The sequence below is a fragment of the Bacillus sp. 05T21 genome (assembly GCF_056396785.1).
The window spans coordinates 62,586-76,751 of record NZ_JBFTMD010000015.1 but is presented as its reverse complement, the minus strand read 5'-3'; the positions used below and the strand labels follow the sequence as shown (position 1 = coordinate 76,751).

Annotated in this window: 12 protein-coding genes and 1 pseudogene; 4 read left to right on the top strand and 9 right to left on the bottom strand. The window is 35.3% G+C overall.

Features of this window, described 5'->3' with window-relative positions; translation table 11 throughout:
- Positions 1 to 19: 19 nt before the first annotated feature.
- The 4 genes and pseudogenes from AC1DKZ_RS22185 to AC1DKZ_RS22170 form a co-directional block, all read right to left on the bottom strand.
- Positions 20 to 1,942 (bottom strand): FtsX-like permease family protein, encoded by a 1,923-nt coding sequence (locus tag AC1DKZ_RS22185; protein ID WP_476997042.1) that lies wholly within the window; start codon positions 1,940 to 1,942, stop codon positions 20 to 22.
- 139 nt (positions 1,943 to 2,081) lie between these two features.
- Positions 2,082 to 3,086 (bottom strand): ABC transporter permease, encoded by a 1,005-nt coding sequence (locus tag AC1DKZ_RS22180; protein WP_046956711.1) that lies wholly within the window; start codon positions 3,084 to 3,086, stop codon positions 2,082 to 2,084.
- Position 3,087: 1 nt separating this feature from the next.
- A pseudogene (locus tag AC1DKZ_RS22175) lies at positions 3,088 to 3,953 on the bottom strand (ABC transporter permease subunit).
- A 92-nt stretch (positions 3,954 to 4,045) separates the two neighbouring features.
- The gene (locus tag AC1DKZ_RS22170; protein WP_404446110.1) at positions 4,046 to 4,780 is read right to left on the bottom strand and encodes a YwaF family protein; all 735 of its coding nucleotides are present in this window, start codon (positions 4,778 to 4,780) and stop codon (positions 4,046 to 4,048) included.
- Between the two features lie 212 nt (positions 4,781 to 4,992).
- On the opposite strand from AC1DKZ_RS22170, the gene AC1DKZ_RS22165 reads away from it, so the two are divergent.
- From AC1DKZ_RS22165 to entC, 4 genes are all read left to right on the top strand, one after another.
- Positions 4,993 to 6,096, top strand: a complete 1,104-nt coding sequence (locus tag AC1DKZ_RS22165) for an efflux RND transporter periplasmic adaptor subunit (protein WP_088038535.1) — start codon at positions 4,993 to 4,995, stop codon at positions 6,094 to 6,096.
- Positions 6,093 to 6,767: an ABC transporter ATP-binding protein gene (locus AC1DKZ_RS22160; RefSeq protein WP_002087431.1), complete on the top strand. Its 675-nt coding sequence runs from the start codon at positions 6,093 to 6,095 to the stop codon at positions 6,765 to 6,767. The genes AC1DKZ_RS22165 and AC1DKZ_RS22160 overlap by 4 nt, the downstream gene beginning before the upstream one ends.
- A 26-nt stretch (positions 6,768 to 6,793) precedes the next feature.
- Positions 6,794 to 7,945: an ABC transporter permease gene (locus tag AC1DKZ_RS22155; RefSeq protein WP_002029935.1), complete on the top strand. Its 1,152-nt coding sequence runs from the start codon at positions 6,794 to 6,796 to the stop codon at positions 7,943 to 7,945.
- Between the two features lie 615 nt (positions 7,946 to 8,560).
- On the top strand, positions 8,561 to 10,057 hold the full coding sequence (gene entC / locus AC1DKZ_RS22150; protein WP_476997041.1) for a cell wall-binding protein EntC: 1,497 nt from the start codon (positions 8,561 to 8,563) through the stop codon (positions 10,055 to 10,057).
- A 53-nt stretch (positions 10,058 to 10,110) separates the two neighbouring features.
- Here the strand turns inward: entC and AC1DKZ_RS22145 are convergent, their stop codons facing one another.
- The 5 genes from AC1DKZ_RS22145 to AC1DKZ_RS22125 all read right to left on the bottom strand — a co-directional run bounded on the left by AC1DKZ_RS22145 (position 10,111) and on the right by AC1DKZ_RS22125 (position 14,165).
- Positions 10,111 to 11,034 (bottom strand): HEAT repeat domain-containing protein, encoded by a 924-nt coding sequence (locus AC1DKZ_RS22145; RefSeq protein ID WP_476997040.1) that lies wholly within the window; start codon positions 11,032 to 11,034, stop codon positions 10,111 to 10,113.
- 108 nt (positions 11,035 to 11,142) lie between these two features.
- A complete protein-coding gene (locus AC1DKZ_RS22140) occupies positions 11,143 to 12,228 on the bottom strand; it encodes a DUF871 domain-containing protein (protein WP_476997039.1) in 1,086 nt (361 codons plus the stop codon).
- Positions 12,218 to 12,496 (bottom strand): hypothetical protein, encoded by a 279-nt coding sequence (locus AC1DKZ_RS22135; RefSeq protein WP_002087437.1) that lies wholly within the window; start codon positions 12,494 to 12,496, stop codon positions 12,218 to 12,220. The genes AC1DKZ_RS22140 and AC1DKZ_RS22135 overlap by 11 nt, the downstream gene beginning before the upstream one ends.
- The gene (locus AC1DKZ_RS22130; RefSeq protein ID WP_001013048.1) at positions 12,472 to 13,782 is read right to left on the bottom strand and encodes a PTS sugar transporter subunit IIC; all 1,311 of its coding nucleotides are present in this window, start codon (positions 13,780 to 13,782) and stop codon (positions 12,472 to 12,474) included. The genes AC1DKZ_RS22135 and AC1DKZ_RS22130 overlap by 25 nt, the downstream gene beginning before the upstream one ends.
- A 77-nt stretch (positions 13,783 to 13,859) precedes the next feature.
- Positions 13,860 to 14,165, bottom strand: a complete 306-nt coding sequence (locus AC1DKZ_RS22125) for a PTS sugar transporter subunit IIB (RefSeq protein WP_476997038.1) — start codon at positions 14,163 to 14,165, stop codon at positions 13,860 to 13,862.
- Position 14,166 lies beyond the last annotated feature (1 nt).

Below are 14,166 nucleotides of genomic sequence, written 5' to 3'. Positions count from 1 at the left end.
AAAATTGCTCGCTTCTTTTTTATTTTCTATCGCTGAATACTGTATTTGTGTACGATCGAACCGTTAACATATAGTAACTAAAGTAAATCATGACATACACTCCTATACTACCTAGTAACGGAAGACTATATTCGAACATTCCTGTAAAGCCCATCAAACTTAAAAATGCAAAGAATGTATGACAAATCGCAAGCAGTAATGGTACTACAAAAATCGCTCCTACTTGTTTTCTTACAGACTCTGTTGCTTCCCTTTTCGTTAGTCCGATTTTCTTTAACATTCCGTATGCTGGTCGCTCTGCCAGCGCTTCTGTTATTTGTTTAAAGTATAAAATACAGCCAGTAGCAAGAATAAAAACAATCCCTAAAAATACACTTGCAAATAACAACACTGCACCATCTTGCAACTCAGATTGGCTCGCCTGTTCAAATGATTGGAATTTCGCTTCCTTAGAAAGGATAGTCCCTAGCTCTTTCGTTAGCTCTCTACTACCGTTTCCTTCAACGATAAATCCACTTACCTTTGAAACAGCATTTCCTTGCTGCAACTTATTAAATAACGAATCTTGAACAACAAGTCCAACCGGTGCCAGTTTCGCACTAACAATTGTTTCCTCACGATGATCAACAATTGTTATACCATTCTTCATACCTTCAAAAGACACGTTGTTTCCTTCAAGCGAATTCTTTTCAATGTTATATGATTTATACGGATCTAATAAAATTGCTTCCTTTTCCGAATGAAGCACAGCTTTTTTATTACCTAACATAGAAGCTGATTTATTAAAATCCGACTCTTTTATAACTTGTACATTACCATTACCTATTAAATACCCAGTTAATATTTGTTCTCCATCTATCTTCCCTTGCATAGAAAGTAATGCTATGGACGTTTCATTTTTTATTCCTAACTCATGTTTTTGAATTTCTTCTCTAACTTTCTTATCTAATTCCTTTCCAGTTGTTACATACTCATAACTAACTGGATTCATTAATGTCGCCGTTTTCTGCGCCCCATAATACATACTAGAACTAATTCCAATTGTACATAGCGTCACTGCACTTAATAAAGATAATAGCGCAAGCATCTTTACGTTCCCTTTTATTCTAAAGAACAATGAAGAAATGGATAAAATGTTCGTTCCATTCCAATATTTCGTTTTATCTCCCTTTATTTTATGGAGTGATTTCACTGTATATTGCTCAAATAGTAAAAACGTACCTTTTACAATACACCCAAAAATAAGTAGACCTGTAATAAAAATTGCTCCAAACCCAAAAACTTGTGTGAGTAACGCAATTATATAACCTGTAATTAATAAAACAATCGCTCGTTTTGCCTTCTTACTTGAATACGTAGGTGCCTCTTCTTTCTGATTTTCACCATATAGTAATTCAACTAAACGATGCTCATAAATTAACTTTTTACTTTTCCATGATGCAATAAAGAAAATCGCACCTATCGTTATAAGGACTTCTACTATAGATAAAAATGAAATCGTAAATGTGAACGTAAACGCACTTCCCATTAACTTCACAAGAAGCCCTGCACATATATTCGCTATAAATAAACCAGAAATAATACCTAATACACTTGCCGCAGCACCAACTAATAGTGTTTCATAAAAGAGTAACTTAGCAATTTCTTCTTTACGAATTCCTAATAAACTATACAATGCAATTTCTTTCTTCTTCTTTCGCAAAAAGAAGCTATTACAATAAAAAATAAAAATCGTTAAAAAGATAATCAACAATATTTGTGCAAACGTAAATGTCGTTTCCACTTTATCCGATTCTTTTAAAAGAGCTACTACACTTTCATTTCGTTTAATCGATACGAATGTAAAATAAATAATAATGCTGCCTACTAATGAAATAAAGTATAGAAAATAATCTTTCATATTTCGTTTTATACTACGTTTTGATACTTCTAAAAAATCCATCGTATACCTTCACCTGCTCTCACATTTCTCTATACATGAAGTGTACACAAAATTGTATTTCTTCCCTATCGATTTTCATTACATCTCTCTTACGATATTGTAATATAACAAAATAAAAGAACCTAGTTTCCTAGGTTCTTCACATCGTATGTTTAAAAGTAAATAACTCTTCTTTTGACTGCACAGCAGATTGTTCCTCTTCTGCAACGTCCTTCTTTATCTCTCCTCCTAACCTTACTTTCATCATCGCCTCTTCTATACTTTTTACAATCATATTTCCTGAAAAAATAGTAAGTCCAAAAAATGTGATGGGAACGAGCGGAATCCACGGATTCACTGTTAATGATCTAAAATAGACTCCAATTAAACCTGACCATTCATGCGTGTAAGATTCTATTTCTTCTATCGGTCCTAAAAACTGAACTGTTCCACCAAAGAATATTTCCAGTAATCCTAAGTGCAGTAAAATAGTAAGAGTTTGCGTAAACTGCTGAAAAAATACAAGTATAAACGTCATATAGAGATGCGGGAAAATATGCTTTATAACAATGTGCCTTCTCGATCCACCCAATATGCACGCAGCTTCAATAAATTCTTCGGTTCTCAATTTACGTACTTCCTTCGCAACATACAGTGCAATAACTGGCATCACAAGCATTACAAGTAATAAAACTTGAAACGAAGCTCTTTCAAAAAAGGTTGTTGTTTCCTCCCCACTCCCAAATGCATTTGCAAGGTGAAGAAAAAAATACGCAATCATAACTGTTGGAATAACTGTAAAACTATCAAAAAAAGCCTCGATTTTTGAAAACCCTCTTTTTACATATGTTCCAAGCACAACACCAAAAAACACACCTATTACCATTCTAAGTGCCGCAATTAAAATAGATATACCAATCGTCCACTTCGCACCTTCAATGACTAAATGTAACAGGTCGTATCCTTTCCGGTCTGTCCCAAGTAAAAATTGTAATGAAGGTGAAAACGGTGGCACTTGTGGATTTTCATCCGCATCATATTGCAATGTAACTTGTCTAATATGTCCATCATTCCATATCGTATTTCCGATGCTCAAAAGAACTAATATGAGAAGAAACCCAATGCTTATCCAAAATCTTTTATCGCGTTTTATATACGTCCACATATTATAGTCTCTCCTTCATCGCAGCTGGAATGAGATAATGAAACAATTTAAACAAAATAAAAATCGGAATATAAATAAGCAGCACACTAACGATGAAAACCTCAACCCTAATACTCACATACGATTTCAAAAACATAAAAATACCACCCGTATTAAAAATCCATTCTATAATATATAAATTAGATAACATAAAAAGATATTCGTTTTCGCAAAGAAAAGTGTACTAAGCAACACATTTCGTAAAACATGACGATTTAAAATATGAAAACGATTCAGCCCTTTCGCCTTAGCAAATAGTACATAATCTTTTTCTAGCTCATTTTCAAAACGAAGCACTAACATTTTTACAAACAGAATCGTAGTCGGTATACTCAAACAAAATATCGGCAATCCTCTAATCGACTCGCCTCCAATTGACGCAATTTGAAAAGGTAAAAAGCCTGTTCTTTTAAAAAACCATATAACTAAAATTTGTGATACTAAAATAAGTAGAATGTCTGGAATAGATTCTAGGAAGATGAGAAATGATTTAATGCGATGTTGTATACGCGGTGAACTACTCATAATCACATAAACAATACAAAATGCTACAAATAATGAAATGAAAAAAGCCGCCAAAAAAATCACAATCGTTTCTTTATAATGGACGAACAACTGCGGAAATAAAAATTTACCTCTCACATATTGAAAATTGGAGATATCCATTAAGTTCACAAACACTTCTTTTAAACTCTGTATGTACTTTGATGCATGCAACTCAAATCCGTAAAATAATTTCGGTAATGCCCCTAAACAAATAATACCCAAAATCGAAATAATAAATTGAACCGTCACTTCCATCCCATTCAGAAAAACTTTTTTGACCACGTTTTCCCTTCTCTCTCTATATAATTTCCCCTTTAATTTTATTCTTAATTTTCTGAATTATAAATATTTATACATAAAAAAAAATCACTAGGTTATGATTCTAGTGATTCTTTATGCGCATGCCCTTCTCTTTTCGCAAACGGCATATACAAAATAAAACATCCAATAAGTGCAGCTATTTCTAATGAAATAATATAGTAAGGGTGTGGCCCTAACATATCGAGTAATGAAGCAGTTTCTGGCTTACGAGCTAAAAACATATAATTGCCACCTGTTTTGTAGTTCACAAAAGAAACGATTGGAATTATTATGTTTAAAAATATCATCGTACGCTTAATTGATTGCAAGGTCGGTCTATATCCTTCTACCCACGTCATAAAGAGTGGTGCCCAAATGAGTAATACATGTGCAACGAAGAATTCTATAAAGCGAAAATGCGGAAAAGCATATTGCACGTTCGGCGTTAAAATAGCTTGTGATGCACCGATAATTCCTGTAAAAAATACAATCTCATATATGCGATAACTTTTCGTTACAATCATAATCGATGCTAACAATAAACTAATCGTACATAACTCGAATGGTAATGAAGTGCCTAGTTCAAAAATCCCCGATTTCCATTCCCACATATGGAGCCCAATTTCACTCCCAATAAATAAAAATGCAATCGCATATCGAACCGCTATATTCCACTCACTTTGCCGTAATATATCTTGGTATTGATACAGAAAAAATATCCCCACCAACATAATAAATAATATAAGGACGTGTTGCCTTGAGTATGGAATAAATGGTTTTAATGGATGCGCACTAAAATAAGCTTCCATCTTCCTTCCTCCTCTCCTTCATACAATATTATTGTTAGAAAGAAACAACGAGTCAATTCATCTGCTTAAACCATGTACAACCTCTACATTACATTTACATATCGATACCTTACAAAACTGTAAGGTTATTGTAAGCTAAAACGATTTGTCAGATTCTTCACCTCTTCTATACTTAATGTAGATACTAAAACGAACGAAAAGGTGATAAATAGATGAAGAAGAAAAATAAAGTGTTAATTACTAGTGTAGTAGCGATCGGAATTGCAGCTGGATCATATTTTGCATTTGCTGGCGGTGGTTCAGAAGTAGCAATGGCATATAGCGGTTATAAAATTACGGAAAAACAAATTGAAAATGCACAAAAATTTGGCGGCGAAGTTATTCCAAATGGTATTGAAACAATTTCATTCGATCCAACAAAAGGTACGTATGAATTAGCTGTTAAAAAAGGTGATGAAGTGAAAAAAGGTCAGCTTCTGTTTAAATATAATGACCCTACTGCTAAACAAGGTGTAACGGAAGCAGAAATGCAAAAGAAAATCGCACAAAAAGAAGTAACATTGTTCCAAAAACAAATTGATGCAGCGAAACAAAAATTACAAAAAGATAAAAATGCAGGCCTTCCCGCTGAAGCATTAAAAGCATCAGAAATTGAAGTTGGGCAATTAGAATCACAACTTGAAATGAAGAAGTTTGAAGTAGAAAAAGCTGATGAAATGATTAAAGTAGCAAAAGAGAAAGTAAACACACTTTCTGTAACGAGTCCAGCCGACGGTGTAATTGATGATATCGTAAAAACTGCTGATGAAAAAACAGGTATGAGTGGCATTACACTTCGTCACGCTGGTCAATTTAAAGTAAAAGGTCAACTTTCTGAATATGAACTTGCTAGTATGAAAGTTGGGCAAGAAGTAACTGTTTCATCAAAAACTGTCGCTGGTAAGACTTGGACAGGAAAAGTAACAGAAATCGGTTCTACACCATTAAAGAGCATGGACGAAAACAAAACTGTTTCTAATTATCAATTCACTGTCACATTAGATAATAGTGAAGAATTACAAAACGGCTTCCATGTTTACGTAACGAGTAAATCTGGCGAAGCAACTGGTACGATTGTTCCGAAAAGCAGCATTGTGAAAAAAGGTGACAAAAATGTTGTCTTCGTTGTAAAAGACGGTAAAGCGAAAGAACAAGCAGTTACTGTTGAATTCGAGACAGATAGCGAAGCAAAAGTTTCTGGAGTGAAAAAAGGAGAGGAAATTATCTCTAAACCTGAAAAAGACTTAAAAGACGGTATGGAGGTTGTCACTCAATGATTAACTTAAAAGGCATCACGAAATCTTTCCAAAATGGTGCAGAGTCCGTTCAAATATTACACGGAATTGATGTAACACTAAACCAAGGAGAATTCACTTCTATTATGGGACCATCTGGTTCTGGTAAATCAACATTAATGAACATTATCGGTTGCTTAGATAAGCCAACGACAGGTGCGTACGAACTAGCTGGTCAAAACATTTCAAACATGTCTGAAACAGAACTTGCACATGTTCGTAATAAAGAGATCGGATTCATATTCCAAAACTTTATGTTATTACCGAGACTTACAGCACTTCAAAATGTAGAACTACCTCTTATTTACGCTGGAGTCGATAAAAAAGAAAGACGTGAGCGCTCATTAGCAGCTTTAACAAAAGTCAGTTTAGCTGATCGTGCTACTCACTTACCAAATGAATTGTCAGGTGGACAAAAGCAGCGTGTCGCAGTCGCACGTGCAATCGTAAATAACCCGAAATTTCTCTTAGCAGATGAACCGACGGGTGCACTTGATACGAAAACAAGTACACAAATTATGGATCTCTTTTACGAATTAAACAAACAAGGCTCAACAATCATTATGATTACCCACGATCGTGAAATTGGGGAAGCGGCCGCACGTCAAATTGTAATTCGTGACGGAAATATCGTCCAAGATTGGAGAGGTTAATTTTGAACACGAGTGAAAATATACGCATGGCCCTTTCCTCTATCTTTGCTCATAAAATGCGTTCTATATTAACAATGCTAGGTATTATTATCGGTATTAGCGCCATTATTACTATCATTTCAATGGGTGATGGTACAAATGCAAAGTTTAAAAAAGAGTTAGGCCAAGGAAAAGATACTGAAGTAACGATTTACTACAACAACCCTGATTATGGAACTGATAGTGCCAAAATCACACCCGATATGCTAAAACGTCTTCAAACTGTACCAGGCGTTAAAGATGTTTATCCAGATGTAAGTATGAAAGTAAAAGCATCTTCTGGTTCAAAAGATGTCTCTCTTGATTTAAAAGGTGGAACAGGCGCCTTTATGACAGATTCGAAAATAAAATTAGTTCACGGTCGTGAATTAAACGACAGCGAATTAAACCAAGCAATTCCTGCTGTTATATTAAATGAAGAAGCTTTCAACAAATTATTTAGTGGTTGGGAATCAAATCTATACACAGATGTAAAAGGAAAGCCGTATAAAATAGTCGGTGTATACGAAACGAAAAACGAATTTGGAATGGCTATGCCTGAAGGTTATACATCTCTTGAAAACGCGCCTGTCATTTCAGGAGTAAATGAGTATGACTCTGTAAAATTAACAATGACCTCTCCAACAGAACGCAAAAGTGTAGAAAAACAAGCTGTTTCTGTTTTAAACGACATGAAAGCTCCTAAATTCGAGCACAAATTCGAAGCACAGGACTTAGGTGAATTTACGAAGCAATTAGACGAATCCATCGGTATGATGAAAATGGTATTCGGTGGCATTGCCGCTATCTCCTTACTTGTTGGTGGTATCGGTGTAATGAACATCATGCTTGTATCTGTAACAGAACGTACACGTGAGATCGGTATTCGTAAAGCACTTGGTGCAACGCGCGGTAAAGTATTAACACAATTCTTAATTGAATCTTGTATTTTAACAGGACTCGGTGGTTTCATCGGATTCATGCTCGGTATTTTCTTCGCTTGGATCGTCTCAATCTTTGCCGGATGGCCACTCGTTATCTCAAAAGAACTTGGACTTCTTTCAGTAGGTATCTCAATGCTAATCGGTATTGCATTCGGTTTACTACCAGCAAACAAAGCTGCTAAACTTGATCCAATTGAATGTTTACGATATGAGTAAATAAAAAAACGTAGGAGTTTACACTCCTACGTTTTTTTATTTTGTTGAAGCCAAATGTAATTTCATCGACGTTTTAATAAAAATAAGAACCTCTAACTTCTATTATATAAAGTGAAACTATAATCAGTGGGGGTTTTACTGCCCACAAATAGCGGGATAATTCTACTGCAATTCGTGAACCAATTCATAACGATATCGTCCCTCTAAATCATGTTTCTTCTATTATATATGTTTCATGTTACGAATATCTTTTTATCATTTAAACTTTCATTTCTCGCGAAAGCTATCAAGCAATCCTATTATTGCAAAAATAATATGTAATAACACAAATTCAAGGCGTAATTTTTTCCATACTACAATTTACTTTGTAACAATTATATCTCTATTTCATTAAAATCACCCCTATATATACGACTTCACACACAAGAAGATTATATTTTCATAACTACATTACGATTCAAATAGTTAAATATCCCTTTTTTGTAACGTTACAGAAATATTAGCGTAACACCACCGATACATTATTAATCTATTAGCAATTAAAATTGTATTGATTTTATGATTCTTATGTTCTAATCCCCTAAAAAACGCAAAGAAAACGCTATCAGGATATTAATGGAATTATTACAGAATATTAATGCCTCGTTACGAATGCTTTGTAGTTTTGTGTTTTCCGCAAATAAGAAAATAATGGTTGCTATAATGAGGTCAACGAAAACAAATGCAATGGAGGCTATTATGAAAAAATTTATGGGTATAGCAACAGCAGCGGTTTTTGGTCTTGGGATTTTCACAACATCTGCTAAAGCAGAAACAATCGTAACGACTGATGTACTAAATGTACGAGAAAACCCAACTACTGAATCACAAGTTGTCGGAAAGTTATTAGATGGATATAAAGTTAACGTTTTACATACAGAAAACGGCTGGTCAAAAGTTAAATTAAATAGTGGTAAAGAGGCTTTCATAAGCGCTGACTACACAAAAGATACTTACTACGTAACAGCAAACGTATTAAACGTACGTGCTGGAGCGAATACAGATTCAGCGATTCTTGGTAAATTGAAAAAAGATGATGTAATCGAAACAACACACCAAGTACAAAATGATTGGATCCAATTTGAATATAACGGCCAAACAGCTTATGTACACATTCCTTACTTAACAGGAAAAGCACCAGTTAAAGTTCAGCCAGTAGTTAAAGCTGAAAAAGTAACTAACGTTCAAGATACAGCTAAAGTTCGTGAAGCAGTTAAAGCTCAAGAGGCAGCTGAAGCTCAAGCAAAAACTAAAGCTCAAGAAGCGGCTAAAGCTCGTGAAGTAGTTAAAGCTCAAGAGGCAGCTGAAGCTCAAGCAACAGCTAAAGCCGGGGAAGTAGCTAAAGCTCAAGAGGCAGCTAAAGCTCAAGAAGCGGCTGAAGCTCAAGCAGCAGCTAAAGCTCAAGAAGTGGCTAAAGCTCGTGAAGCAGCTAAGGCTCAAGAAGCGGCTGAAGCTCAAGCAGCAGCTAAAGCTCAAGAGGCAGCTAAAGCTCGTGAAGCAGCTGAAGCTCAAGCAGCTAAGGCTCAAGAGGCGGCTGAAGCTCGTGAAGCAGCTAAGGCTCAAGAGGCGGCTGAAGCTCGTGAAGCAGCTAAGGCTCAAGAGGCGGCTGAAGCTCGTGAAGCAGCTAAGGCTCAAGAGGCAGCTGAAGCTCGTGAAGCAGCTAAGGCTCAAGAGGCAGCTAAAGCTCGTGAAGCGGCTAAAGCTCAAAAACCAGCTACACAACAACCTGTTGCGAAAGAAACTGAAACAAGTGCACCATCTTCTTCTCGTGAATTAAGAGTTGTAGCAACAGCTTACACAGCAGATCCACTTGAAAATGGTTACAAAGCCGGAGATCAAGTAAAATCAGCTATGGGCCATAACTTAACAGCTAATCCAAACATGAAACTAATTGCAGTTGATCCAAGTGTAATTCCATTAGGTTCAAAAGTATGGGTTGAAGGTTACGGAGTAGCAATCGCTGGTGATACTGGTGGAGCTATTAAAGGAAATAAAATTGACGTTTTAATGCCAGATAAAGGTACATCAAGTAACTGGGGACGCCAAACAGTTACAGTGAAAATTTTAAACTAATTATAAAAAAAGAGTTAGTCTCATTATTGAGGCTAACTCTTTTTTTATGATTCTTACATTCTTTCTTTCTCTTGAAAGTAACTAATATGATCCCGAAGCCACTTTCGCTCTGACATAAATAAGTTCCCTCGTTTTTTATATACTTTATCAAACGTCTTTAAAACTTCTTCATGATCAGCAAACTTATGTAAGAAACGAAGAGCAATAACAATCTCTGATTCATCGGTAGGTACTACTTCATTTTTACGCCTTCTAGAAACAATCTTATTCACACGTTCACAAATTGGCTTAATCGCCATCTCATCTCCATATGCATAAATAGCTCGAATGGCCTCGTATTTCACCATAATATTTCTATCCTTTAAAGCTTCAATATAAACTATTTGTAAGTCCACTCCCCCTATTTTTGCTAACACTTCAATAACGGTTGAACGAACATAAGCACTATCCCTATATAAAAGCTTTGTTAATGGAAGAATCGATTGATTTGTTCCAATCTCAAGCAAAGTATAACAAATATTTGTAATCTCACCCTTATTTTCTTCAGTAGCTAGTAACTTTAGTAAAGCACTTTCCGCTTCTAATGATTTATATAACTTTAAGGAAGAAATAGCCCAAGAACGAGCTCCATCGTTTTTATGATAAATATAAGGAATAATTTTATTGGTATTACTTACTTCTGGTAACTGATAAATATTACTAAGCATTTCACTTAACAGAGTCGGACTTTCTTCACATTCCAAACGATCTATAAGGTAATCAGCAATACAGATTTCTTTCGTATTTATAGCGCGTTTCGTCATTAAATAATAAATATTTTTCCTCATAGATACCTTCTTGGTTTTGATTATCTTCTGCTGTAAATAAGGAAAAGCTAATAGGTCAGTTAGCTCTTTTGCTTCATCATACGCACGATGCCAAATCTCTGTTTCTTCATCCGCCATCCTCCTTAATAAATCATCTATATACTCTTCCATCTCCTTCTCTCCCGTCCAAATTAAATCTATCTCTTTGCACTCTATATACGATAGATTACTATTTCAACAGAAAAAAGAGGATGCCATAGCATCCTCTCCTCTCCTGCCCTATTCCACACAAGTAAACTGTGTCCAAGCTCCTACATAATCTAGTAAGAATAACTCTTCTTCTGCAATTGTACCGACAATATTTTTCCGTTCATCTATCGGCATTTCTTTCAGAATAATTTGTAGTTCACCTTTATACTTTCCGAATAGGTTATTACCAATTACAACTTGCCCTCTTTCCTGTCGTACACTTTCGCGCACTGGGAAATCATAGTCTTTGTACTTTTTACGTACTTCTGTAGAACGTACCATATATTCTGTTATGTCGCCGCGTCTTACGTGTAATTCTTGCAGTGTCGCTCTCTTCTCTACTTCAGTCGCTTCGTCTACAAATTGTACTTTCAGCTGTAACATGTAACGATTTAAGTTTCCGAGTCTCTCTAACTCTTCTTCACTTGCATAAGCATTTCCGATAATAACATCATCAATAAGCCCTGTTGCCCATAGATGTTTCGCTTGTACTTCAATCGATAAGTTACGATGTTGTTCTAACGTACATAATCCGTCATTAATATCCCATGGACCGATTTCAGCTGCATGTGATGTAATAAAGGCTGCCGTGCGAATACCATGCTTTTTAAAGCGTTCACTACAGCGAATGAAATAATCATACGGAAGACCAGTAAATTTTTGCGGATAGAAGTTATGACAACCAATTAAAGCTGATTTATTCGCCTGATGTGAAAGAATATTTTCTAAGTATGCAATATCATTACTTACGTTTAGCTCAATTTTTAAGTCGTACGGATTATTCGTCATTTTCGCTTCTGTTAATCCGTCAAAACCTAAATCTAAACGAATACCATCTGCACCTAACTCTGCAAAGAATGATAGATCACTATAACTAATACCAAGTTGATCGAATACAGCCGGAGCTACATCTAAAATAACTTCCATATTGTTATCTTTTGCATGATTAATAATTTCTTTAAATTCAGCTACAATTTCCTCTTTTGGACGATTAACAGACAGTAAACATGTGAATATTCTTGAAAAACCGTGGCGTGCCGCTGCCGAAATGTATGCCATATCTTGTTCTTTCGTTGAATGCTCTGGATAAAGTGAAATTCCTAATTTACGCTCCATGCTTTTGCATCTCCTTCACACGTTGTATTAATGCCATACTCGTAAATCTATATTTTGCAGATAAACATGTTGCACATAAAATCGTTGGTACGATGATAAAGTACGGTGATTCTAAACTAAATGCCACATAAGCTCCCATTGAACATCCAATAAATAATATCGACACAAGTAGTAAAACTAATAGCGATTTACTTTGTACCCACTTTGAATAATGTGCAATACACTGCCCCGCCACGAATGTAATTAAGATGATAATTGCTCCGAGCATTCTGTTTTCTCCTCTCCTGCTAATTGTTGTTTCTCATACATTTTGAAGAATGGATAGTAAATAACGAATGAGATAACAAAGTTAACAAGTACAAGTACACCGGCCATAATTGTCCAGTCCGTACTAATAATCGCTGCAATTGGCGCTAACATCGTAAATGGCAGCTTCGCCATCATGAGCGGAATCATACCTGAAACAACTGCGAAATATGATACCGTCGTTGTAACTAACGGTGTAATAACGAACGGAATAATTAAGATTGGATTCATTACAATTGGTGCCCCGAAAATAATTGGCTCGTTAATATTGAATAATCCTGGTACGAATGATAATCTACCTAACTCTTTTAAGAACTTAGATTTAGAGAACATAAACATAATAACTAAAGCTAACGTTGAGCCTGATCCACCGATCCATACGAACCATTGAATAAATTGCTCTGTAAATAAGTTTGGTAACTGATGTGCATTTCCTGTAGCCGTAAATACTTCCATATTTTCAAGAATTGCTGAATCCCACATCGGACGAATGATTGGTCCTAAAATCGCTGGGCCATGTATACCGAACGACCAGAAGAATACAATTAGGAATACTGTTAATAAACCACCGAATAAATTATTTCCTACTAATACTGATTTTAATGGTGCGATTAAATATGTGATTGTTGTGTTTACATCAAATTTCAAACCGTAACGAATACCCCAGAATAAAAGAATAACTACTAAAGTTGGAATTAATGCTGCAAACGAGTTTGCAACTGCTGGTGGTACACTATCTGGTAATTTAATCGAAATATTATGCTTAATCATAAAGTGATAAATTTCTACTGCAATTAATGCTGTAACAATTGCTCCGAATAAAGAAGTTGCACTTAATGTTCCTACTGAAATATATCTACCTGCATCAATAACACCTGGTACAGCTTTTGTTATTTGAATTGGTTCAACTGATGCTAGTAAAAAGGCGAGTACAGATAATAATCCTGCACTTAATTGATTGAGCTGATAAAAGTTCGCGAGTGAAGCCCCTACCCCAAACGCTGCGTATAATGCCATTAATCCTACTGTAAATCGGAATGGAATATCTAAAATATGGCGAAACGGTGCAATCCACTCCATATATGCATCAATTGGTAAGTTTAAAAAGATAACGAAAAATGACCCGACAATCGTTAACGGTAATGTAGAAATAACTCCATTTCGAATTGCTAATAAATGTCGTTGCCCCGCAATCTTTTGCGTTGTCGGCATAATCTTCTGTTCCATAAAACTCATAAAACCATTCATCGATAACCCTCCCTATGTTCAATGTGGCGAAATTCAAAAGTTATAACATTATAATGTTTATATTTAAAAAAATATAATTACGCTAAAACTAATTGTTCAGCTTGCTTAAGTACTTTCAAACCATCACACATACCATAATCTCGTTGTTCTATAATTGCAACTGGTATATCGTATGATTTCGCAAGAAACTCTACTGCTGTAAACAAATACTTCACCTGTGGTCCAATTAAAACAACATCAGCATTTTTTATTTCCAGTTTCACAAGTTCTGAATCAACTGCTTTAATTTTATAATCCTTCCCTTGTTTCTTTGCCTCTTCTTGCATTTTTCTTACAACCATACTCGTTGACATACCTGCCGCGCAACATAATAAAATGTACATC

Coding starts and splice junctions, on each gene's coding strand:
- AC1DKZ_RS22185 (WP_476997042.1), bottom strand. CDS start 1,942: ATGGATTTTTTAGAAGTATCAAAACGTAGTATAAAACGAAATATGAAA.
- AC1DKZ_RS22180 (WP_046956711.1), bottom strand. CDS start 3,086: ATGTGGACGTATATAAAACGCGATAAAAGATTTTGGATAAGCATTGGG.
- AC1DKZ_RS22170 (WP_404446110.1), bottom strand. CDS start 4,780: ATGGAAGCTTATTTTAGTGCGCATCCATTAAAACCATTTATTCCATAC.
- AC1DKZ_RS22165 (WP_088038535.1), top strand. CDS start 4,993: ATGAAGAAGAAAAATAAAGTGTTAATTACTAGTGTAGTAGCGATCGGA.
- AC1DKZ_RS22160 (WP_002087431.1), top strand. CDS start 6,093: ATGATTAACTTAAAAGGCATCACGAAATCTTTCCAAAATGGTGCAGAG.
- AC1DKZ_RS22155 (WP_002029935.1), top strand. CDS start 6,794: ATGGCCCTTTCCTCTATCTTTGCTCATAAAATGCGTTCTATATTAACA.
- entC (WP_476997041.1), top strand. CDS start 8,561: ATGGAATTATTACAGAATATTAATGCCTCGTTACGAATGCTTTGTAGT.
- AC1DKZ_RS22145 (WP_476997040.1), bottom strand. CDS start 11,034: ATGGAAGAGTATATAGATGATTTATTAAGGAGGATGGCGGATGAAGAA.
- AC1DKZ_RS22140 (WP_476997039.1), bottom strand. CDS start 12,228: ATGGAGCGTAAATTAGGAATTTCACTTTATCCAGAGCATTCAACGAAA.
- AC1DKZ_RS22135 (WP_002087437.1), bottom strand. CDS start 12,496: ATGCTCGGAGCAATTATCATCTTAATTACATTCGTGGCGGGGCAGTGT.
- AC1DKZ_RS22130 (WP_001013048.1), bottom strand. CDS start 13,782: ATGAATGGTTTTATGAGTTTTATGGAACAGAAGATTATGCCGACAACG.
- AC1DKZ_RS22125 (WP_476997038.1), bottom strand. CDS start 14,165: ATGTACATTTTATTATGTTGCGCGGCAGGTATGTCAACGAGTATGGTT.